Origin of the sequence: Allobosea vaviloviae, from assembly GCF_001298265.1 — a bacterium.
Taxonomy (GTDB): Bacteria; Pseudomonadota; Alphaproteobacteria; order Rhizobiales; family Beijerinckiaceae; genus Allobosea; species Allobosea vaviloviae_B.
On sequence record NZ_LGSZ01000053.1, the window covers coordinates 112,525 to 133,519 of the forward strand.

General features: G+C 66.8%; 23 protein-coding genes. 11 read left to right on the forward strand and 12 right to left on the reverse strand.

Annotated elements, in window-relative coordinates; genetic code table 11:
• The first annotated feature begins 37 nt into the window (after window positions 1-37).
• Genes AE618_RS20835 through AE618_RS20845 form a run of 3 tightly spaced genes read left to right on the forward strand, consistent with a single transcriptional unit; the run spans window position 38 to window position 2,059 of the window.
• A complete protein-coding gene (locus AE618_RS20835) occupies window positions 38-694 on the forward strand; it encodes an amino acid ABC transporter permease (protein WP_054210994.1) in 657 nt (218 codons plus the stop codon).
• Window positions 694-1,347 (forward strand): amino acid ABC transporter permease, encoded by a 654-nt coding sequence (locus AE618_RS20840; RefSeq protein WP_054210995.1) that lies wholly within the window; start codon window positions 694-696, stop codon window positions 1,345-1,347. The genes AE618_RS20835 and AE618_RS20840 overlap by 1 nt, the downstream gene beginning before the upstream one ends.
• Complete coding sequence (locus tag AE618_RS20845; protein ID WP_054210996.1) at window positions 1,328-2,059, forward strand: amino acid ABC transporter ATP-binding protein; 732 nt, start codon at window positions 1,328-1,330, stop codon at window positions 2,057-2,059. Before AE618_RS20840 ends, AE618_RS20845 begins: the two co-directional genes overlap by 20 nt.
• Before the next feature lie 4 nt (window positions 2,060-2,063).
• On the opposite strand, the gene AE618_RS20850 is transcribed toward AE618_RS20845, so the two are convergent.
• Genes AE618_RS20850 through AE618_RS20870 form a run of 5 tightly spaced genes read right to left on the reverse strand, consistent with a single transcriptional unit; the run spans window position 2,064 to window position 5,616 of the window.
• Complete coding sequence (locus AE618_RS20850; RefSeq protein ID WP_054210997.1) at window positions 2,064-2,834, reverse strand: SDR family NAD(P)-dependent oxidoreductase; 771 nt, start codon at window positions 2,832-2,834, stop codon at window positions 2,064-2,066.
• 3 nt (window positions 2,835-2,837) lie between these two features.
• Window positions 2,838-3,623 (reverse strand): SDR family oxidoreductase, encoded by a 786-nt coding sequence (locus AE618_RS20855; RefSeq protein WP_054210998.1) that lies wholly within the window; start codon window positions 3,621-3,623, stop codon window positions 2,838-2,840.
• 51 nt (window positions 3,624-3,674) lie between these two features.
• Window positions 3,675-4,481 carry an aspartate dehydrogenase gene (locus tag AE618_RS20860; protein ID WP_054210999.1) on the reverse strand — a complete coding sequence of 269 codons (807 nt, stop codon included), beginning with the start codon at window positions 4,479-4,481 and terminating at the stop codon, window positions 3,675-3,677.
• Window positions 4,478-5,305, reverse strand: a complete 828-nt coding sequence (locus AE618_RS20865; protein WP_054211000.1) for an alpha/beta fold hydrolase — start codon at window positions 5,303-5,305, stop codon at window positions 4,478-4,480. Before AE618_RS20865 ends, AE618_RS20860 begins: the two co-directional genes overlap by 4 nt.
• Window positions 5,302-5,616: an NIPSNAP family protein gene (locus AE618_RS20870; protein ID WP_054211001.1), complete on the reverse strand. Its 315-nt coding sequence runs from the start codon at window positions 5,614-5,616 to the stop codon at window positions 5,302-5,304. The genes AE618_RS20865 and AE618_RS20870 overlap by 4 nt, the downstream gene beginning before the upstream one ends.
• A gap of 530 nt (window positions 5,617-6,146) precedes the next feature.
• Between AE618_RS20870 and AE618_RS20875 the strand changes: the two genes are divergently transcribed.
• Complete coding sequence (locus tag AE618_RS20875) at window positions 6,147-7,448, forward strand: class I SAM-dependent methyltransferase (protein ID WP_054211030.1); 1,302 nt, start codon at window positions 6,147-6,149, stop codon at window positions 7,446-7,448.
• Between the two features lie 110 nt (window positions 7,449-7,558).
• On the opposite strand, the gene AE618_RS20880 is transcribed toward AE618_RS20875, so the two are convergent.
• Entirely contained in the window at window positions 7,559-7,876 is a 318-nt protein-coding gene (locus AE618_RS20880; protein ID WP_054211002.1) for a DUF2853 family protein, read from the reverse strand.
• Window positions 7,877-8,114: 238 nt separating this feature from the next.
• On the opposite strand from AE618_RS20880, the gene AE618_RS20885 reads away from it, so the two are divergent.
• Window positions 8,115-9,062, forward strand: coding sequence for a 2-hydroxyacid dehydrogenase (locus tag AE618_RS20885; RefSeq protein ID WP_054211003.1), 948 nt, complete (start codon window positions 8,115-8,117; stop codon window positions 9,060-9,062).
• Between the two features lie 10 nt (window positions 9,063-9,072).
• On the opposite strand, the gene AE618_RS20890 is transcribed toward AE618_RS20885, so the two are convergent.
• The 4 genes from AE618_RS20890 to AE618_RS20905 form a co-directional block, all read right to left on the reverse strand.
• Window positions 9,073-9,603, reverse strand: a complete 531-nt coding sequence (locus AE618_RS20890; protein WP_054211004.1) for a L,D-transpeptidase — start codon at window positions 9,601-9,603, stop codon at window positions 9,073-9,075.
• Between the two features lie 120 nt (window positions 9,604-9,723).
• Complete coding sequence (locus tag AE618_RS20895) at window positions 9,724-10,578, reverse strand: heme ABC transporter ATP-binding protein (RefSeq protein ID WP_054211005.1); 855 nt, start codon at window positions 10,576-10,578, stop codon at window positions 9,724-9,726.
• Window positions 10,571-11,605 (reverse strand): FecCD family ABC transporter permease, encoded by a 1,035-nt coding sequence (locus AE618_RS20900; protein ID WP_248310960.1) that lies wholly within the window; start codon window positions 11,603-11,605, stop codon window positions 10,571-10,573. Before AE618_RS20900 ends, AE618_RS20895 begins: the two co-directional genes overlap by 8 nt.
• A gap of 71 nt (window positions 11,606-11,676) precedes the next feature.
• Window positions 11,677-12,633 carry a heme/hemin ABC transporter substrate-binding protein gene (locus AE618_RS20905; RefSeq protein WP_082365438.1) on the reverse strand — a complete coding sequence of 319 codons (957 nt, stop codon included), beginning with the start codon at window positions 12,631-12,633 and terminating at the stop codon, window positions 11,677-11,679.
• Window positions 12,634-12,885: 252 nt separating this feature from the next.
• Between AE618_RS20905 and AE618_RS20910 the strand changes: the two genes are divergently transcribed.
• The 3 genes from AE618_RS20910 (at window position 12,886) to AE618_RS20920 (ending at window position 15,422) form a co-directional block, all read left to right on the forward strand.
• Window positions 12,886-13,233, forward strand: coding sequence for an antibiotic biosynthesis monooxygenase family protein (locus AE618_RS20910; protein WP_054211007.1), 348 nt, complete (start codon window positions 12,886-12,888; stop codon window positions 13,231-13,233).
• 11 nt (window positions 13,234-13,244) lie between these two features.
• Complete coding sequence (gene hutX / locus AE618_RS20915) at window positions 13,245-13,778, forward strand: heme utilization cystosolic carrier protein HutX (RefSeq protein ID WP_054211008.1); 534 nt, start codon at window positions 13,245-13,247, stop codon at window positions 13,776-13,778.
• Window positions 13,779-14,078: 300 nt separating this feature from the next.
• Complete coding sequence (locus AE618_RS20920; protein ID WP_156330395.1) at window positions 14,079-15,422, forward strand: hypothetical protein; 1,344 nt, start codon at window positions 14,079-14,081, stop codon at window positions 15,420-15,422.
• Window positions 15,423-15,436: 14 nt separating this feature from the next.
• Here AE618_RS20920 and AE618_RS20925 read toward each other — a convergent pair whose 3' ends face one another.
• A complete protein-coding gene (locus tag AE618_RS20925) occupies window positions 15,437-16,159 on the reverse strand; it encodes a fused DSP-PTPase phosphatase/NAD kinase-like protein (RefSeq protein WP_054211010.1) in 723 nt (240 codons plus the stop codon).
• Window positions 16,160-16,339: 180 nt separating this feature from the next.
• Here AE618_RS20925 and ppa point away from each other — a divergent pair, with 180 nt between their 5' ends.
• Window positions 16,340-16,876, forward strand: a complete 537-nt coding sequence (ppa, locus tag AE618_RS20930; RefSeq protein WP_054211011.1) for an inorganic diphosphatase — start codon at window positions 16,340-16,342, stop codon at window positions 16,874-16,876.
• 99 nt (window positions 16,877-16,975) lie between these two features.
• Here the strand turns inward: ppa and AE618_RS20935 are convergent, their stop codons facing one another.
• Window positions 16,976-17,848 (reverse strand): HpcH/HpaI aldolase/citrate lyase family protein, encoded by an 873-nt coding sequence (locus AE618_RS20935; RefSeq protein WP_054211012.1) that lies wholly within the window; start codon window positions 17,846-17,848, stop codon window positions 16,976-16,978.
• A gap of 106 nt (window positions 17,849-17,954) precedes the next feature.
• Between AE618_RS20935 and AE618_RS29165 the strand changes: the two genes are divergently transcribed.
• Both AE618_RS29165 and AE618_RS20945 read left to right on the forward strand, forming a co-directional pair.
• Window positions 17,955-19,667 carry a serine/threonine dehydratase gene (locus AE618_RS29165; RefSeq protein WP_349236440.1) on the forward strand — a complete coding sequence of 571 codons (1,713 nt, stop codon included), beginning with the start codon at window positions 17,955-17,957 and terminating at the stop codon, window positions 19,665-19,667.
• 96 nt (window positions 19,668-19,763) lie between these two features.
• On the forward strand, window positions 19,764-20,942 hold the full coding sequence (locus tag AE618_RS20945; protein WP_156330396.1) for a hypothetical protein: 1,179 nt from the start codon (window positions 19,764-19,766) through the stop codon (window positions 20,940-20,942).
• Window positions 20,943-20,995 lie beyond the last annotated feature (53 nt).

Consider the following 20,995-nt stretch of genomic DNA (forward strand, 5'->3'; position numbering starts at 1 on the left):
ACCTTTGCTCTTCCAAGACGTGGTTTCCAGATGGCCGATGATCCTCAACGGGGTCATGCTGACGATCGGCCTGTCGTTTGTCGCGATCGGGCTCGGCATCGTGCTGGCGACGCTGATGAGCGCATGGCGCAGCCTGGCCGGCGCCTGGGCCGGCTACATCGTCGACGCCTATGTCGAACTGATGCGCAACACGCCCTTCCTTGTGCAGCTCTTCATGATCTTCTTCGGACTGCCGCAGATCGGCATCCGCATGAACGGCCTCGAAGCCTCGCTTCTGGCGATGACGCTCAACCTCGCCGCCTATGCGACCGAGATTATCCGGGCCGGCGTCGATTCGATTCATAAGTCGCAGGTCGAGGCTGGGCTGGCCCTGGCGCTGAGCCGGCGGCAGGTTTTCCAGTACGTCATCCTGCAGCCGGCTTTCGCCCGGGTTTGGCCGGCGCTGTCGAGCCAGTTCGTCTTGATGATGCTTGCTTCCAGCATCTGTTCCTTCGTCTCGGTTCAGGAGCTTTCCGGCACGGCCGCGATCATCGAGGCGGACACGTTCCGCAGCTTCGAGACCTACATCGTCGTCACCGTGGTCTACCTCCTTCTCGCGCTCACGCTGAAGCTGTTCCTGAACTGGCTCGGGCACAAGATTTTCCCGCAGGTCTCCGGGCTGGCCCGGCTGGACGCCAAGGCGGAGGCAGCCTGATGACCACCTTCGGTTGGCCCGAGGCCTATTTCATCCTGCGTGCGGCAAGCTGGACGCTGGCGCTCACCGCCATCGCCTTCGTCATCGGCAGCCTCATCGGTGGCGTCTTCGCGATCATGCGCCTGTCGCGCATCAAGCTGCTGCGCCGTTTCGCTGCAGGCTACATCCTGGTGGTGCAGTCCATCCCGGTGCTCATGGTCTTGTTCATGAGCTATTACGGGCTGTCTGCCGCCGGCGTCGAACTGCCGCCATTTCTCGCAGCCTCGGCCTCGCTGGCGGTCTACGCCTCGGCCTATCTGGCGGAGATCTGGCGCGGCTCGATCGAATCCGTGCCGCGCCAGCAATGGGAGGCCTCGGCATCCCTGGCGCTGACGACCAGCCAGCAATACCGCTACATCATCCTGCCGCAGGCCCTGCGGATCTCGCTGCCGCCGACCGTCGGCTTCCTCGTGCAGCTCGTGAAGAACACCTCCATCGTCCAGGTCGTCGGCTTCGTCGACCTGATGCGCGCCGGTATGCTGGTCAACAACGCGACCTATCAGGCCTTCCAGATCTTCACCCTGGTGGCCGCGATCTATTTCGCGATCTGTTTTCCGCTGTCCCGGCTCAGCCGCCATCTTGAAAAGGTGATGAATGCCAGCCGTTCTCATTGACGACGTCTACAAGCGCTTCGGCGAGCTGGAAGTCCTGAAGGGCGTCTCGCTCAGCGTCGAGCCCGGCCAGGTGGTTGCGCTGATCGGGCGCTCGGGCTCCGGCAAGAGCACGCTCCTGCGCTGCATCAACGGCCTCGAGGCGATCAATGCCGGCCGCATCGAGGTCGCCGGCCATGTCGTCGACCAGGATCCCAAGAAGCTGCGCGAACTGCGCAAGGATGTCGGCATCGTCTTCCAGAGCTACAATCTGTTCCCGCACCTGACGGTTGGCCAGAACATCATGCTCTCGCCGCGCATCACGCAGAACGTGCCGACAGCGCAGGCCGAAAGCCTTGCCCGCGAGGTGCTGGCGCAGGTGGGTCTGTCGGAGAAGTTCGACAGCTACCCCGACAATCTCTCCGGCGGCCAACAGCAGCGCGTCGCGATCGCCCGCTCGCTGGCGATGCGGCCCAAGGTCATGCTGTTCGACGAGGTCACTTCGGCGCTCGATCCCGAGCTGACCGGCGAGGTGCTGCTGGTCATGGAGAAGCTCGCCGAGGCCGGCATGACCATGCTCCTGGTGACCCATGAGATGGCCTTCGCCCGCAATGTCGCGAGCACGACCGTCTTCATGCACCAGGGCAAGATCTGGGAAAGCGGCACCTCGAAGGAGGTCTTCGCCAATCCGCAGACGCCGGAGCTGCGCAACTTCGTCAGCGCCGGCGCGAAATAGGGCATCAGTCGTTCCAGATGCCACCGGTGACGCTGATCGTCTCGCCGGTGATGTAGTCGGCCTGGTCGGACGCCAGGAAGGCGACCGCCTTGGCGATGTCCGAGGGCAGACCCGCACGACGCAGCGGGATCGCCTTGGCCCTGTCCTTGGCGGTCGGCAGGCCCGCGGCCGCGCGCTGGATCTCGGATTCGTCGCGCATCTTGGTGTCGACGATCAGGCCGGGCGCGACCGCGTTGACGCGGATGCCGTATTCGCCGATCTCCAGCGCCAGCGACTGGGTCAGCGAGACCACCGCGAATTTCGAGGCGCAATAGGCGCCATAGGCCGCGACGCCCGACTTGCCCATCCACGAGGCGATGTTGACGATCGTGCCGCTGCGGCGCTCGACCATGCTCGGTGCGACCTGCCGTGTGACGTGGAACATGCCGTCGACATTGATGCCGAAGGTCGCCTTCCACTCGGCCTCGGTCGTCTCGAGCAGCTTGCCGACCTTGCAGATGCCGGCATTGTTGACGAGGATGTCGATCGGTCCGAGCGCAGCGGTCAGCGCGCCGATGCCTTCAGCCACATCGGTGCTGGAGGAGACATCTCCGGACGCGACCACGACCTTGCCGCCATCCTTGCCCAGCGCCTGCGCCGTGCCCTGCGCTGCCGCGAGGTCGAGATCGAAGATGCCGACATCGCAGCCCTCCGCCAGAAGCCTGGCCGCGATAGACCGGCCGATGCCATGCGCCGCGCCGGTGACGATCGCGCGGCGTCCCTGTAGTCCGTACATGCCTCAGGCCTTCTGTTTGGGTTTGCGGTCGCCGCGCGCGGTCCATCCGCCATCGACGACCATGACGGAGCCGGTGCAGAACGAGGCATCGTCGCTGGCAAGCCAGAGCATCGCCTGCGCGATCTCGACCGGCCGGCCAAGCCGGTCCATCGCCTGACGTTCCTCCAGCCCGCGCCGCAGTTCGGCGCCATCAGGCCCGCTCAGGATCTTGGTGAAGTAGGGCGACTCGATCGTGCCCGGCGCGACGGCATTGATCCTGATATTCGCCTCGACATGGTCGGTCGCCATGGCGCGCGTCAGCGCCGCGACCGCGCCCTTCGATGCGACGTAAGCCGCACGCCCGTGGATGCCGACATTCGCCACCGCCGAGGCCGTGTTGACGATGGCGCCGCCGCCCTGCTTCTCCATCACCGGAATGGCATGCTTGCAGCCGAGGAAGACGCCGTTGACGTTGACCGACATCAGCGCGTTCCAGTCGGCCTCCGAGGTCTCGACGACGGTGCCGGCAATGCCGTAGCCGGCATTGTTGACGAGGATGTCGAGCCGGCCGTGATCGGCCACCGTCCGAACGATCATCGCCTCGATCTCGGCCTCCTTGCTGACATCGACGCGATGCGCCACGGCCTTGCCGCCCTGGCCGGCGATCTCGGCGGCGACGCGCTGCGCAGCCTCGAGGTCGCGATCGGCGACGATCACCGTTGCGCCCTCGCCGGCGAACAGCTTGCAGGCCTCATGGCCGATGCCGGAGCCGCCCCCGGTGATGATCGCGATCCTGCCCTCGAGCTTCATCTCAATGCCTTTCCTTCGACCTGTTCGCCATCCGATTCGCCACGATGACGCTCACAGCATCACCACGGGCGAGAAATGCTGCTCGACGGCCGCCAGCAGAGCTTGCGCCACGATCCAGGAGGATTTCGGATTGGCCGGCGAGGGCCTGTTCGCGATCGTCAGCGCCATCGTGCCGAACTCGCTCGACGCCGTGACCACATGCATGTTGCCGGTCGCCGCCGGGTCGCAAACCACATCGACGCCCGTCGCCTCGAAACCCGGCCCCGCCAGGGCCAGCGCCGCCGCGACATTGAGGTTCTGCGGATAAAGCGCCGCGGCCTCGCGCGCGGTTCCCGAGAACAGCGTCACAGGCTGCGACAGCGTCGCAGGATCATGCCCCAGCCGCTGCAATTCCGCGCTCCAGGCTGCGGGCGGCTTGCGCGATTCGTATCGCAGATCGAGCTGCGTCGCATGGCGCACCGCCCGGACATAATCGAGCCCGCCGAGCGCGCCCGACGCCAGCAGGAGCCGCCCTCCCCCCTTGCGGGCCGTGGCGACGAGATCGGCGAGCAAGGCCTCGCCGTGCAGTGCGCCGATCGACGAGATCAGCACCGGCAGACCAAGCGCAAGGCAGCCCGGCACGCTGTCGCGCACCGCCGCATGGCCGGCAGCCTCGATCACCAGATCGGGCGCGTAGGCTTCCACCTCGTCCAGGCTGGCGAGCGCCGTGCAGCTGTCCGGCACCCGCGGCCGCGACGGCGAGTCCGGACGTAGCAAGACGCCGAGCGCATAGCCCGGCTCCGACGCCGCCAGCAGCGCGGCGGCGATATCGCTTGCGATCGCGCCGAAACCGATCAGCACGACACGACGGCTCTTCACGCCAGCTCTCCGACCCATTCGGCGATCTTGGCCGAGAAGGCATCCGGCCGCGAGACCGGGAAGAAATGCCCGCCATTGTCGAGCAGGATCTTGCGGCTGCCGGGCAGCGCCGCGGCCAGATCCTCCTGCAGGAAGGACGGCACAATCATGTCGTCGCGGGCGCCCAGAACCAGCGTCGGCATCGGCAACGACGCGATCGTCTCCGAGCCGTCGAAGGAGAGCAGCGCGTCGATGCGCTCGCGGACCACCTGCCGTGCCGCGACCGAGGTGGGCGCGGCGGCGATCGCCGCCTCATAGACGCCCCAGTTCGCTTCGAGCCAGACCGGCGGATAGGAGATCAGTACCGCGGTCGCGGCATAGGCCTGCGGGTTCTCGTCGAGGATCGAGCGGCGGGCGCCGAACAGCCCGGTCATGTAGCGGCTCGGCTTGAGCCAGCTCGCGCTCAGGATCAGCCCGGCGAGCCGCTCCGGCGCGATCGCGCCCAGCGCCTGGCCGATGCAGCCGCCGGTCGAATGGCCCAGCAGCACGGCCCGATCCACTCCCGCCGCATCGAGCACGCTCAGGCAGTCCCGCGCGAGCTGGTCGATGGTGCAGGGCGCGCTTCCGCGCGTGCTCGCCGCGATGCCGCGCTGGTCGAAGCGGATGACGCGGCAGGAGCGCGCCAGCGTCGCCGCATTGCTTTTCCAGAAGCCGGCCGTACCTCCGAGCCCGCTGACGAGCAGCAGCACCGGCCCCTGCCCCTCGGAATAGGCCTGGAGCAGGGCGCCATCCGGCGTCTCGACGGTGAAGGCGCCGGAAGGTCCCGAAATGGACGCGGCACTCATTGCAGAGGCGAATAGGAGACGGGGGTCAGGATGCGCGTATCCTGGATGTCGATCAGCCCATCGACGCGCTTGAGGTAATCCTGCCAGCGCGGGTCGGCCAGCATCGTCTTTCGCTTGGCGGCGCGCTCGTCGAGGCTGTTGTAGCTCCACAGCGCAACGACATGGTTCAGCTCGCCGATCTCGGTGGTGAAATAGGCGATGAAGGTGCCCAGATGCTCCTTCTGCAGCGGCAGGCCATACTCGCCATAAACCTTCACGAATTCAGCCAGTTTGCCGGCCTTGATGCGGTAGTCGCGCTCTTCATAGATCATCGTTCGCCTGCCTTCGATCCGTCGTTTCGAGGGATGACCCCTCATATATCTCAGTTCGCGATGCCCGGACGCCGAACGATCCCATCGGATGCGAAGCGATCAGACGGCTCGGCATCGTCCTGCATCCTGCCGGGAACAAGGCTGACCGCTGAGCCAGCGTCGCCTGCATGCCGAATCCGCAGACAGGATACATATATCAGGCCATCGCATTTGGATTGCCGTCCCGGCACCGATCTTGACCAGGAAGACGCCAGTAGGACGGTTCGTTCAAGGCCTGTCAATTGCGTCGGCGCGATCGGATCAGCCCGCCATTCACACGCCAGACTCGGCTTGTGACGTGCCCGTCAGGAGAATGCCGTCATCTCCATCATGCGACCCCACATCTGTCTCTCATAGGATCCGCTTGCCAGTTGCCGACCCCGGATCGGGCGCCGGTCCTCGTGAAGACGGCCGGCCATGCGATCCCCGACTGTTGCCAATCGCAGCGCGCACCGCCAAAGACGGTGCGACAGGCAGCCAACGGCCGGACCATGGACAGCGACCAAAAACGCCTCGCCGCGCTGCGGCACCTCCTGACGCAGGCGCATGAGAAGCTCGGGCTCAAGCTCGGCTTCCGGCTCTGGGACGGCAGCTGCGCCCCCGCCGGCTGGCCGGTCGATGGGCTGGCCATCGCGATCCGCGATTCAGGCGCTGTCGCGGCGCTGGTGCGCAAGCCCAGGCTCGACACACTTCTCAACCTGCATGTCAGCGATCGCATCGCCCTGCTCAACGGCTCGATCTTCGATCTCGCCGCCGCGCGGCCCGAGGGCAAGGTCGGGCGGCTGGCTCGCACCATCTCGAAGCGCGCCGTCTTCGACGTGCTGCGCCGCTTCGTCTTCGCGCCCGGCACGGCGCCGGCCAGCGTCGCTCATCTCAAGGGCGACGAGATCGCCCGCGACGGTGCTCCCGCCACGAACAAGGCCAATATCGCCTATCACTACGACGTCTCGAACGCCTTCTACCGGCTCTTCCTCGACGAGGAGATGGTCTACACCTGCGCCTATTTCACCGAGGACCATGGCGATCTGGAGCGAGCCCAGCGCGACAAGCTCGACATGATCTGCCGCAAGCTGCGGCTGAAGCCAGGCGACCGCCTGCTCGACATCGGCTGTGGCTGGGGCGCGCTGATCTGCCATGCCGCCCAGCATTACGGCGTCGAGGCCCATGGCGTGACGCTGGCGCAAGAGCAACTGGCGCTGGCGCGCGAAAAGGTCGAGCGGCTGGGTCTGCAGGACAAGGTGACGCTTCACCTCAAGGACTTCACCCAGATGGAGGGCGAGTTCGACAAGATCTCGTCGATCGGCATGTTCGAGCATGTCGGCATCGCCAACCACCCGGCCTATTTCAAGGCAGTGAACCGGCTCTTGCGGCCGCGTGGCCTGTACCTGCACCACACCATCTCGCGCCGCGCCAAGAAGACCGACAAGGCCTTCAACAAGATGCCGCCCGAATATCGCGCCCTGGTGCGCTATATCTTCCCCGGCGGCGAACTCGACCATCTGGGCATGTCGATCGCCAACCTCGAACGCCATGGCTTCGAGGTCCACGACGTCGAGGGTTGGCGCGAGCACTACCAGCGCACGACACGGCTCTGGTGGGAGCGGCTCAACGCGCGCAGGAGCGAGGCCGAGGCCGAGATCGGCCCCGAACGCACACGGATGTGGCTGCTGTATCTCGCCGGCTGCTCGCTCGCCTTCGAGCGCGGCGGCGCGCTGGTCAACCAGACGCTGGTCTCGAAGCGCCGCAAGGGCGCCTCTGGCCTGCCGCTGACGCGGGAAGATCTCTATCGCTGATCGGCGCCGCGCGCGTCATGGTCGGCCTTGAGCCGACCATCTCGGGAGGAGAACGCTCTCGTCGAAGAGATCCTCGGGTCAAGCCCGAGGATGACGCTGCGAAGGCAGCCCTACTTCTTCACGAAGAGGTCGAGCTTCCCGTAGTGCTCGGCGAGGAGATAGTAGAAGGTCAGGCGCGACTTGGTCTTGTCCGCCTTCATATGCTCGCAGATCGCCTTGACCGAGGCGTCGAGGTCGGCGGTCTTCAGGCCGAGCTTCTTCTTCAGGAAATTCTCGCGGACCCGCTCCAATTCGGCCGCATCCGAGCAGGCGACATAGCGGGTGTCCGGCTTGCCCATGACGAGCGCATAGGATTTGGACATGCCCGCGAAGGCCGCTTCATTGAGCGGCTTCTTGGCGAATTTCTTGACGTCGGCGAGATGATCCATCGGTAGCCCCTCTTGGGCTGGAAGGCGGCGCCCCCCAGCGTGCCAGTTGTCGCGCCACAAACGTTAACGCGCTTTTTTGCCGCAGGCGAGGGGCGCAAGGCGGCCGCCACACTTTTTCCGCGCATGCCGGGTGCCGCCCGCGATGCGCCGGGAGGATGCCGCCCCTGCGGGTGCGCGGGTTGAGCCCGCCGCCGCAAGATGCTGCGATGCAGCATTGGAGACGAAAGCGATCCTACCGATGAAGCCGACCATTCTGATGGCGCCCAAGATGCCCGCCTCGCTCGTCGCCCGGCTGCAGCAGAGCTATGAGCTGCTGGGCCCCATCGAACGCCCGACAGCCGATGCCTTGCCTACTGGTGCGGCGGAGGCACGCGTGCTGCTGACGGTCGGAGGCTGGCGCACGGATGCGGCCCTGATGCAGGCCTTGCCGAAGCTCGGCCTCGTCGCCTGTTACGGCACCGGCATCGAGGGCGTCGACCAGGCCCATGCCAAGGCGAGCGGCATCCTGCTCAGCAATGGCGGCGACGCCAATGCGGATGCGGTGGCGGAATTCGCTGTCGGGCTGATGCTCGCCAGCGTCCGCCAGATCGGCAAGGGCGACCGCTTCATTCGCTCGGGCCGCTGGACCGGCACCGCGATCGAACGCATGCCGATCCTGCCGGGCCTCGCCGGCCGCAGGCTCGGCATCTACGGGCTGGGCTCCATCGGCACCCGGATCGCGACGCTGGCAAAGGTCTTCGGCATGGAGATCGGCTACCACAACCGCTCGCGGCGCCCGGATTTGCCCTATCACTATGAGGACAGCCTGGTCGGCCTCGCCGCATGGTCGGAGGTGTTGATGGTCGCTGTTCGCGCCAGTGCGGAAACCCGCCATGCCGTGAACGCCCCGGTGCTCCAGGCGCTGGGCCCCAAGGGCCATCTCGTCAACATCTCCCGCGGCCTCGCCGTCGACGAGGCGGCGCTGTGCGAGGCGCTGGAGACCGGCACGATCGCAGGCGCGGGCCTCGACGTCTTCGAGCACGAGCCGAACGTGCCCGACCGCCTCAAGGCGATCGACAACGTGGTGCTCACCCCGCACATCGCCGCGATGGCCGACAGCGCCCAACTCGCCCAGCAGGAGCTGCTGATGCGCAACCTCGACGCCTTCTTCGCCGGACAGCCCCTGCCCTCGGGCGTTCCCCTTTAAGGACGCCTCGTCAGGGCAGGACCACCACCGGCGTCCCCATGCGGACGCGGGCATAGAGGTCCGAGACGTCGTGGTTGTGCATGCGGAAGCAGCCATAGGATGCGGCCGTGCCGATCGTGCCGGGCATGTTGGTGCCGTGGATGGCGTATTCGCCGCCGGGTCCGAGCCCGATCACGCGCGCCCCCATCGGGTTGCGCGGCGAGCCGCCGGGAATGACGTCGGGCAGGCGCGGATTGTCGCGCTTCACCGAGGCCGGTGGGCTCCAGGCCGGATCGACCTGCATTTCCTCGACATATTTGACGCCGCGCCACTGCTTCCCGGCCTTGCCGACCGCGATGGTGTAGGCGATCGCCTGGCCGCCCTGGGTCACGAGATAGAGCCGGCGCTCGCCGGTCCGGATCACGATCGTGCCGGGCTGATAGCGCGCATCCGGCACCTGGACGACCTCGCGCGCCATCGCAGCCTGGCCGGCCAGAAGCGACAACAGCAGCGCGATCGCCGCCGCCAGCAGGATATCGATCGAAGCTCGCTGTTTGGCCATGGCCACATCTCCGCGCGGACGACAGGCGAGAGATGTGGCGCCAATCCCCTGAATCGGGGGTTGAGCGACATGGTGAAGGGGTGATTCAGGATGAATCGGCCGTGAATCCGCCCATTCGGCTCAGGCGGCGGGATTCAGGCGGTGCTGTTGCGGCAGCAGGAAGGGCAGCCCCGGCGCCGGCGCGCGGCTGAGCGAGAGATCGACCTTGAAGACCTGCCGCAGCAGCGCATCATTCAGCGTTTTGGCTGGCGCGCCTTGGGCGATGATGCGGCCCTGATCCATCACCACGAGATGATCGGCATAGGTCACCGCGAGGTTGAGGTCGTGCAGCACGACCAGCACCGCGACCCCGCGCCCCGCGATGCTGCGCGCCATGTCGAGCAGCGCGAGTTGGTGGCACAGATCGAGGCTGGCGATCGGCTCGTCCAGGAACAGCACCTGCCGCTCGCAGACGCTGCGGCCGGCTTCCATCTGGCAGAGCACGCGGGCGAACTGGACGCGCTGCTGCTCGCCGCCCGACAGGGTCTGGTAGCGCCGGCTGGCCAGCTCGAGCACGCCCGCAGCCGCCAGGCATTCGCCGATCAGGGCTTCGCGGCGCTGGCGCGACAGCGCCCGGCCGACGCCGTCGACACCGAGGCGCGCGACCTCGTAGACGCTGAACGGGAAAACCAGCCGTGCATGCTGCGCCATCACGACGCGCTGGCAGGCCAGCCGCCAGCCAGGAATCGACGCCAGCGCCTCGCCATCGACGAGAATCGAACCGGCTGAGGGCTTGAGCTCCCCGGTCAGGAGCTTCAGCAGGGTCGATTTGCCCGCGCCATTGGGGCCGATCAGGATCGTGGTCTTGCCCGGGGCCAGCGTCAGCGAGGCCTCGCGGACCAGATGCCGGCCGCCGGCCGCAAAGCTGATGCCCTGCCCGGCAACGATCGCCCGCGAGGCGGGCGCGGAGGCCTCGGATATGACGGTCTCAGACATCGAGCGCACTCGAGCGGCGCAGCAGCAGCCACAGGAAGAAGGGAGCCCCGATCGCGGCGGTGACGATGCCGATCGGCAGTTCGGCCGGCGCCACGATCAGCCGGGCCGCGATATCGGCGCCGACCAGCAGCATCGCGCCGCCGAGCGCCGAGAGCGGCAGCAGCAGGCGATGGTCGGGCCCGATCGCGAGCCGCACGAGATGCGGCACCACGATGCCGACGAAGCCGATCATGCCGGCGGTGGCGACGCTGGCACCCACCGCCAGCGCCACCAGGATGATCGCCATCGCCTTCACGCGCTGGACGGGTATGCCGAGATGATAGGCCTCGGCCTCCCCCAGCATCAGCCCGTTGAGCCCCCGCGCCAGCAGCGGCATCGCCAGCAGAAGCGGCAGCACGATCGGCGCGACGGCCGAGAGCTTGGTCCAGCTCGCGCCGCCGAGGCTGCCGAGCGACCAGAAGGTCAGATCGCGCAATTGCCGGTCGTCCGACAGATAGGCCAGCAGCCCCGTCAGCGCGCCGGCGAGCGCGCCGAGCGCCACGCCGGCGAGCAGCATGGTCGCGACCGAGGTGCGCCCGTCCCGCGTGGCGATGATATAAAGCGCCAGCGTCGAGATCAGCCCGCCGCAGAAAGCCCCGAAGGGCAGGACCGCGAAAGGCAGCTTCATCGTCATCCCGCTGAGCAAGCGATCGCCGAGCACGATCGTGGCGGCGGCGGCAAGACCCGCACCCGCCGAAACGCCAACAAGCCCGGGATCGGCCAGCGGGTTGCGGAACAGCCCCTGCATCAGCGCGCCGGAGACCGCCAGCGCCGCCCCGATCAACAGGCCGATCAGCACGCGCGGCAGCCGGATGTTGAGCACGACGAGGACGTCGCGGCCCTGCAGCAGCGCGTCATCGCCCGAGAGCCGCGCCATCAGGATCTCCGCGACGCGGCCGGGCGGAATCGCGATCGCACCCTGGCCGATCGCCACGATCGTCAGCGCCAGGCAGGCGAGCGTGAGCCCGACGACCGTGATGAGCGCCATGCGCCGCCGCCCATCGACAAAGGCTGCGAGCGAGGGTGCTGCCATGGCTCGGGGCGCAGACGAGGCGAGGGTCACGGCGCCGTCGCGGTCTTCAGCGGCGGGATCGCTGATTCGGGATAAATCGCGGCCATCAGGTCGCGCGCCGCCAGCGGCGTGCGCGGCCCGAAGCCGAGCAGATAGAGCCCGTCCATCTGGACCAGTCGCTTGTTCGTCGAAGCCGGGGTCTGCGCGAAGGATGGCATCGCGAAGAGGTCGTCGGGCGTGACGGTCGGGGCGCCGCCGTTGCGCATCATCAGGATCACGTCGGGCGCTGCGGCAAGGATCGCCTCGTCCGTCATCGGCTTGTAGCCCTCGATCCCGCTGGCGACGTTGATGCCGCCGGCATGGCCGATGATCGCGTCGGCCGTGCTGTTGCGTCCGCCGACCATGACACGGCCGTTCTGCAGCGACAGCACGAAGAGCACCCGGCGTTTTGCCGGAATGCGGCCGCGCAGGGTGGCGAGTTCGTCGAAGCGCTGCCTGACCTGGGCTGCCAGCCGGCGCGCCGGCTCGGCCGCGGCGACGGCGGAACCGATCGCCTCGATCTTGCTGGCCACGCCCTCGGCCGAGGTCTCGTCCGCGATCCGGACCAGCTTGACGCCCGACTCGCTCAGCAGCGACATCGCGTCCGGCGGCCCGGCGCCCTCGATGGCGAGGATCAGCGAGGGCTTGAGCGACAGCACGCCCTCGGCCGAGACCGCGCGCACATAGCCGATATTGGGCCTGTCGCGCAGCGCGTCCGCAGGGAACAGGCTGGTCGAATCGACGCCCGCGATCCTGTCCTGGAGGCCGAGCGCATAGATGACCTCGGTGATGACGCCGCCGACCGCGACGATGCGCTCCTGTGCCTGGCCGAGCGCCGGGCTATTGAACCCGGCCGGAAGCAGCAGGCTGGCGGCTGCGAGCAGCGTCAGCCCGATCGCGGCCGAGACTTCGCGCCGGTCGGGCTGGCGCTGCCGGTCTGCCGGAAGGTCGGTGCGGCGGAACATGGGCCGATCTCCTGAACGCCGGCGTCGCGGCTCGCCCGCAAGGCCGAGAACTCGCACAACCAGCTGAGTTGCTGCATTTTGCCAAGTAGATCTCAGTTTTTAATTATTAAAAACTGAGAATAACATCAGCGTTATTGACGTTGATATTCAGCTTTACTAGAAGCGGTCAAGGGCAGGGCGTCGACGCGGGAAGACAGCAGGCGCTGACCGCTTCATGCCGGCCCAGCAGAACCCAAGGACAGGAAAACCCCCATGTTCATCGCCATGAACCGCTTCAAGGTCGCCAAGGGTGAGGAGACCGCGTTCGAGACCGTCTGGTCCACGCGCAAGACCCGGCTCGACGAGATGCAGGGTTTCCTCGCCTTCCACCTGCTCAAAGGCCCCGAGAAGGAGGACCATACCCTGTACTCCTCCCACACGACCTGGGCCTCGAAGGCCGACTTCACCGCCTGGACGAAATCGGAACAGTTCCGGGATTCGCATCGCAACGCCGGCGAGAAGCGCGAAAAGCCTCTGTTTCTCGGCCATCCCGAGTTCGAGGGCTTCGAGACGGTGCTGAGCGAGACCAATCCGCACCGCCCGCTCCAGGCGGCCGAGTAAGGGCCGCCCCGATGTCGGATGTGCTGACGATCGACCAGGCGCCCGTCGCATTGGCCGGAATCGAGAAGGCCAGGCAGATGCTGGCCGAGAAGCCCGATGCCATGGTCGAGTCGGTGGCGAAGGAAGCAGGCGTCTCGACGCGCGCCGTTCTCGAGCTGACCCCGGCGGAAGGCCGCACCCTGATCTCAGCGGAGCGCTTCGAGGCGCTCTGGCAGGAGCTCGCGACCTGGGGAACCGTGCTGTTCCTCGTCCATACGCCCGATGTGGTGCTGGAATGCGAGGGCTCGTTGCCGGTCGGCTCCTTCGGCCATGGCTATTACAATATCCATGGCGACAGCCCCATCGGAGGGCACATCAAGGCGTCGAACTGCGCCGCGATCTATGTGGTCGATCGTCAGCTTCCGAGCCGCCGGGTCTGCTCCGTGCAGTTCTTCAACGGCGCGGGCGATGTGATGTTCAAGGTCTTCGTCCGGCGCGACGCGCAGCGGGCCCTGCTTCCCGACCAGCTCGAGAAATTCGAGGCGCTGAAGACCCGCTTCGCCTGAGCATGGCGACCCCGCCAGAGAGCGCGGGCGGCGGCGGGTGACATCGCATGGCATGGCGGCGTGCGACGCCGCCATCTTCGGGCCATGGATTGGGCAGAAGAGCAGCGACGAGCCTCGCCTGTGAAGTCCTGCCATGCCCAGCGCTAACCATTTATTTACCATACGGGAGCAGCTTGCTCCCCATAGAGCCGTCTGCACGTGATCGGACCTGCTGATCGGCCAACGGAACGGTCCCGTCGCCACGACCTTCGGGAAATCGGCGCCGACGACCTGTCCGACATCCAGCCCATGGACGTGGACATGACCGCGCATGTGATGATGGAACGCGCCGCCTTCCCGGCAGGAGCCGCCTACGGGCCGGCCGTGCCGGCGGAGCCCGTCGCCGCCGACAGCGCACCGGCCGCCCGTGTCGGCCTCGCCGCCGGGCTCTTGCTCGCGCTACGCTTCGTCCAGGCGCGCTTCCTGTCTGTCTGGGGACTGCTGGTCGCAGCCGCGCTCTGCCCACCCCAGGCCTTCGCCGATTTCGCGGTGTTCTCCGCCTTCGTCAGCTTCGTCTCGATCGCGGCGTTGCTGCGGCTCGAGGCGATCTTCTTCCAGAACAGCAGCCATGAGCGGCTCGGGCGCGCTTTCCGTCTCGCATTGGCGACCGGCGCCGGCTTCCTCGGCCTGGCAGCGCTTGGCGTCGTCGCGGCCGTCGCGGCCGGCAAGATCGCGCCGGCTGTCGGCGCCTTGTTCCTGGTCTCGCTCGCCGGCCGCGCAATCCTGCGGCTGGTCTCGGCCGAAGCCATGGCGGAGGGCGATTTCCAGGCGATCGGCAATGGCAACGTGCTCCAGGCGCTGGTTCAGCCGGCGACGATGCTGCTGCTGATCTGGGCGCTGGGCGCAACCTCTCTGTCGCTGTTTGCCGCGGATGCGATCGGCCACGCGGTGACCGCCGGCTACCTGCTCTGGCGCCGCCGTTCCGCGCTGATCGCGCTCGCGGCACCGGCCTTCTGGTCGCTTCACGAGTTGGTGAGCTCGGCCCATCGCTGGCGCGCCGCCCCACGCCTGCTCCTGCCCTCCGCGCTCCTGTCCTATGGTTTCACGGTCGTCCCGCTGATGGCGCTGCCCTATGGCAGCAACCCCATGCTGGCGGCCCATGTCGCGCTCGCGATGCGCCTGCTCGAGGTGCCGACCCAGATGTTCGCCGCGGTCTCGGTGCCGCTCGTGCTGAACAGCCTGCGCACCCAGTCGGGCGTCGGCCGCCAGGGCTGGGTCCGCATCCTCACGCTCGGGTTGCTGGCAGGAGCGGCCGTGCTGTTTGCCGCGATCGCTGTTGCGGCGATGACCGCCGATGTGCTGCTCGACGCCACGCAATGGGCCGGCATCGGCGAGATCGTCGCGATCATGGCGCTGTTCTATGGCGGCATCGCGCTGGTCACGCCTCTGCACGAGATCACCTCGCTGTCGCGCCATCCGCGCCGCCAGGTCGCGACCAATGCGGTGGCCCTGCTCGCGGCCGTGCTCGCCATGCTCTGGTTCGATACGCTGTCGCTGCCGCTGCTCTGCGTCATCGGGCTCGTCTCGCTGGCCCGCATGCTGGCTCTGATCCAGTTCGCCTGGACAGGGCTGGGCGCCGAGCCGGTCCCCGTCCGCGTCGCCTGAGAGACGACGTCCGCCTACTCCCGGCGGATCAGCCTGTCGGCCAGCAGCGACGAGAAGAAACCCGGCCTGAAGCTGCTTTCGAGTCGTTGCGGATCATAGATGTCCCGCACCCAGTCGAGGAAGGCGATGCCCTTGGCCTCGCCTTCGCTCCGGTAGGCGTCGAAGAAGGCGTCGAGGATGCCCGTCTTGGCGAAACGGAAATGGCCATAGCGCAGCGACAATTGCCGCATCGCCTCGTCGAGCGGCCGCTTCTCATGGATCAGCAGATAGAGTGCCGAGAAGAAGCCGGCGCGGTCGGCGCCCGACTTGCAGTGGACCAGCGCCGGCTCCTTCAGCGTCGCGAAGAAGTCTTCGGCGCCGAGGATGGTCTCTCGCTCGGGGGCGCCGCGCGAGCGCAGCACGAAATCGACCAGCGCGATGCCGTGCCGCTCGCAGGCCTCCCGCTGCAGCGGCCAGGAGCCGTGCTCACGCCCGCCGCGCAAATTGACGATGGTCTTGACGCCCTGGCTGGCGAACCAGGCGATCTGCCCCGGCGCCGGCTGCGCTGCCCGCCACAACCGCGGCGTGACCTTGTGGGCGTTCAGATAGGCCAACCGGAAGATGCCGTGGTCGACCAGCAGCATGTTGGCCCAGGCGCGCAGGCGCTGTCCCCGCCCCTCGATCGGCCGGTCCCAGCGCGCGATGCGGGCCATGCGCCGCGCATAGCGTTCCTCGTCGGGTCGCAGGCGGTTCAGCACGGGCGGCCCCCGCGCGTCGCGCGTCCGGCGCGGCTCAAATCAACTGTCATGCCGCGCCCGATACCAGCGGCGCGGGAGCAGCGCAAATCCGCGAGGTTAACCTGATGCTAATGCAGGGCTTGGAGTTTTCCACGCAAACCCTCATAAGACGCCCGTTTCCAATCTGACAGGTTCCCGCACATGCGCCTCGACGCCATCTCCATCGGCAAGAATCCCCCCGACGAAGTCAATGTCGTGATCGAGGTGGCGATCGGCGGCGAGCCGATCAAGTACGAGATGGACAAGGAGGCCGGCACGCTCTTCGTCGACCGCTTCCTCTACACCCCGATGCGCTACCCCGGGAACTACGGCTTCATCCCCCACACCCTCTCCGAGGATGGCGACCCCTGCGACGTGCTGGTCGCCAACACGCGCCCGCTGATCCCAGGCTCCTACATCGCGGTCCGCCCGATCGGCGTGATGATGATGGAGGACGAGGGCGGCGGCGACGAGAAGATCATCGCGGTTCCCGTCCCCAAGCTGACCAAGCGCTACGAGAACGTCCACAACTACACCGACCTGCCGAAGATCACCCTCGACCAGATCCAGCACTTCTTCGAGCACTACAAGGATCTCGAGCCCGGCAAATGGGTCAAGCTGGCTGGCTGGGGCGACGCCACCAAGGCCAAGCAGCTCATCGTCGAGGCGATGGACCGGGCGAAAGCGGCGAAAGCCTGAAGCCGCGCAGGAGCGTCATTCTCGGGCCGCGCTTGCGCGGACCCGAGAAACTCATTGTCCAGAGATGCTCGGGTCTTCGCCCGAGCATGACGGGCAGCGTCAGCCGATCGCCTCGCCCAGCGCGACCACGCGCTTGGCCATCTCCGCATGCAGCAGCTCGACCATGCGCCCGCCGAGCTGGATCGCGCCCTTGCCCTGGTTTTCGGGCTCCTCGAACGCGGCGATGATTGCCCGCGCCTGGGTCAGTTCCGCCTCGTCGGGCGCAAACACCGCATTGGCGAGCCCGACCTGCGCGGGATGGATCAGCGTCTTGCCGTCGAAGCCGAGATCGCGGCCCTGCTCGCATTCGGCCCTGAAGCCCTCCTCGTTCTTCAGGTCGTTGTAGACGCCGTCGAGGATGTCGATGCCATAGGCCCGCGCCGCCAGGATGGCGCTGGTCAGCCAGGGCAGCATCGGCGCGCGGCCCGGCACGAAGCGCGCGCGGGTTTCCTTGGCGAGATCGTTGGTGCCCATCACGAAGCAGGCCAGCCGCGCCCGCGGGTCCTGCGCGGCACGCGCGATCCTCTCGATGTCGAGAATGGCGAGCGGCGTCTCGATCATCGCCCAGATCCGCAGGGTCGGCTCGGCCCAGAGGCCGTTCAACTGCGCACCGATCTGATGCAGCGTCTCGGGCGCCGAGACCTTCGGGATCAGGATCGCATCGGGCTTCGCCTCCACGGCCGCCGCCAGATCATCCTTGAACCAGGGTGTGCCGACTCCGTTGGTGCGGATGACGATTTCGCGCCGGCCATAGCCGCCTGCCTTGACGGCAGCGCAGACCTGATCGCGCGCCGAGGCCTTCGCTTCGGGCGCGACCGCATCCTCGAGATCGAGAATCAGCGCATCGGCAGCGATCTCGCGCGCCTTTTCGAGGGCACGGGCGTTCGAGCCCGGCATGTAGAGCACGCTGCGGCGCGGTCGGATCGTCGGCATGGGGTCTCTCCTGACGCCAGTGGACCAAGTTTCATTGCACTGCACACTAGACGCAACGCGCATGCAACGTCAGTTCTGCGAAAGGCGGATGAAGGGGGCGGCACCGATGGCCTGGATCGCAGGAGTGGATGGCTGCAAGGCCGGCTGGGTCGCGGCAATCCTCGATCTGGCCGGTCAGGCCCCGCCGATCCTGCGCGTCGTGCCCCGGCTGGCCGAGCTCCTTGTCGACATGCCGTCTCTCACCCTGATCGCGATCGACATGCCGATCGGCCTGCCCGATCGCCTCAACGGTTCCGGGCGCGGCCCCGAGCAGCAGGTCCGGCCGCTGCTGGGCCAGCGCCAATCCTCGGTCTTCTCCATTCCCGCCCGGCCCGCCGTCGAGGCGCTCGACTATCGCGAGGCCTGCCGTCTCGCGCTGGCAACCTCGCAACCGCCGCGCAAGGTCTCGAAACAGGGCTTTCATCTGTTCCCGCGCATTCGCGAGATCGACCTGATGCTGAGGGCCGACACGGCCTTGCGCGATGGCGTATTCGAGGTTCATCCCGAACTCGCCTTCGCAACCATGCGCGGCGAACCCCTGACCCACCCCAAGAAGATCAAGGGCACGATCAACCCGGCCGGCATGGCCGAGCGCCAGGCGCTGCTGCTCGCGCAAGGCATTCCATCGGACATCATGCAGGCGCGACCGCCAAAGGGCGCAGCTGGCGACGACGCGCTCGATGCGCTCGCCGCCCTCGTCGTCGCCCGGCACATCCTCGCCGGGCGCGGACGGCCCTTCCCCGATCCGCCGGAACGCGATAGCCACGGGCTTCCCATCGCGATCTGGACCTATTGGCCCGACCGCCCGCCGCCACAGGACCCTGCCATGACCGACCGTCCCGTTCCCCATGCCATGATCGAGGCGGCGGCACAGCGCATCGCCGGCCACGCCCGCGTCACCCCCGTGATGCGGCTGGGAACCGGCGCCTTCGGCTCGGACGCCGACATTTCGCTCAAGCTCGAATGCCTGCAGCATGCCGGCTCCTTCAAGACGCGCGGCGCCTTCAACAACCTGCTCGCGCTCGACGTTCCCGCAGCCGGCGTCGCGGCGGCGTCGGGCGGCAATCACGGCGCGGCAGTCGCCTTTGCTGCACGTTCGCGCGGCGTCAAGGCGACGATCTTCGTCCCCGAGATCTCGCCCGCCGCCAAGATTGAGGCGATCCGCCGCTTTGGAGCCGAGGTCGTGATCGGCGGCGCGCAATACGACGACGCGCAGGCAGCCTGCGACCGCTTCGTCGCGCAGACAGGCGCCCTCAAGATCCACCCCTTCGCCGCGAAGGAAACCATCGCCGGCCAGGGCACGCTCGGCCGCGAATGGCAGGGACAGGAGCCCGATCTCGACACCGTTCTGGTCGCGGTCGGCGGCGGCGGGCTGATCTCCGGCATCGCCGCATGGTTTGCCGGCACCAAGGTCAAGGTCGTCGGCGTCGAGCCGGAGGGCTCGCGCGCCTTGCAGGCGGCACTCGAAGCCAAGGGGCCGACCGAGGTCAAGGTCGCCTCCGTCGCCGCCGATTCGCTTGGGGCGCGCAATGTCGGCCCGCTGGTCTACGGGGTCTGCAAGGATACGGTCGACCATGTCGCGCTCGTCCCCGACGCGGCGATCACGCAGGCGCAGGTCACGCTCTGGCGCGACTTCAGGCTGGCGGTGGAGCCCGGCGGGGCGGCTGCGCTGGGCGCACTGCTCTGCGGCGCCTACAAGCCGGTGCCGGGAGAACGCCTGGGCGTGCTGGTCTGCGGCGCCAATATCGACCTGACCAAGCTGGCGACGCTGGTGGGTTGAGGAGGCCGCTCGCGTCAAGCGAGTGCGTCCCCGAAGAAATTTGACGCGCAACACTTCTCATGAACATATAGGGAACATCATCTCTCGGGGCAAGAAATGTACTCAGGCCTTGACCCCTCCACGCTTGCCGATTTCCAAGCGATTGTCGCGCCATTCGTCGATCAGGTTAAATCGCCGACTGCCATAGCGGGCACCGGAGATTTAATTCGCGACGGAATGAGAGAGCGTTGTCGGGCCGAGTTGGTAACCGATGGAGGCGGGTGGCCTCTGGACGCTCTATTTCGACTTCGCAAGGTAGTCGAAACGGCCTTCCATCTTGGGCGAGCCCGTAGCGGTGAATGGCAACTGCTTTGGGAAATAACGGAAGCTCTTTCCAACGCGAAGCGCTGCCGGCCACTTTCTGATAAGTCGTCCTGGCAAGCGGGATTGGCAGCTGCCGTTGAAGCGCTGAACCATAGTTCTTTCCGTCACAGCATGATCGAAGGCTCCCGTGAGGAGATCGTGGCACGCGCCTTCACGGCACTGAAAAGGAAGGGTTACGCATATACGCTCGACGGTCGCGGTGCCTTGTTAGCGCAACCGTCCTTCCGGAAGATGTGCGCAAAAATTGAGGATAAGATCAGCCGTGTTGGCGGATTGCACACCGCCAACGCCATGCTTGCTCTGATGCAACGTCTCGGCCGTATCGAAGACGGTTCTCTGCTTCACGCACGCACGCCGACGATGATCCGGTCGAAAAGCAATCGCCCCACCGGCACCCCGTGGCACTTCATCTATAACATTGCACTGAAGCACTTCGCGGTCGCGCCGACCGTGATAAACTCCGAATGCGTTCTTACTGATATGGAAGAGCTTGCCCGGAATCTCGCGGCGGCCCTCAATGTTGAGCCTCATTCAACGTATGAGAATATGCATATTTCCGGCGTTGGTCTGAGCGGATTGCTCCACGAGATCACACTCTACGATGAACTCTTCGCGTTCCCGCAGTGGCAGCCGAGTGGCAACACTACCCTTGTCGGCCTCTGGCTTGATGCCCTTAATGATCGGGGCTGTCGGTTGCCGACGCTTACTCGTGATCAATGGAAGAGCGTCAGCGCAGGGATTCTGGCGCGCTCGCAGCCGGCCGCAATCGTTGCCCTCGATGTCAAGGATCTGGTTTCATCCAGTGTTTCGCGTGAAGAGGCGTCGACCGCGCTAGAGCTGACCTGCCACTGGTTTGTCATCCAGCGGCGATTAGAGCCTCAGCCGGTTTTACGCCGTGTGGCGTGGGGCTAGCAACGGGCGATCGGCGGAGCTGGTCTGGGTTGCGCAGCCGATCGTCCGTTGCG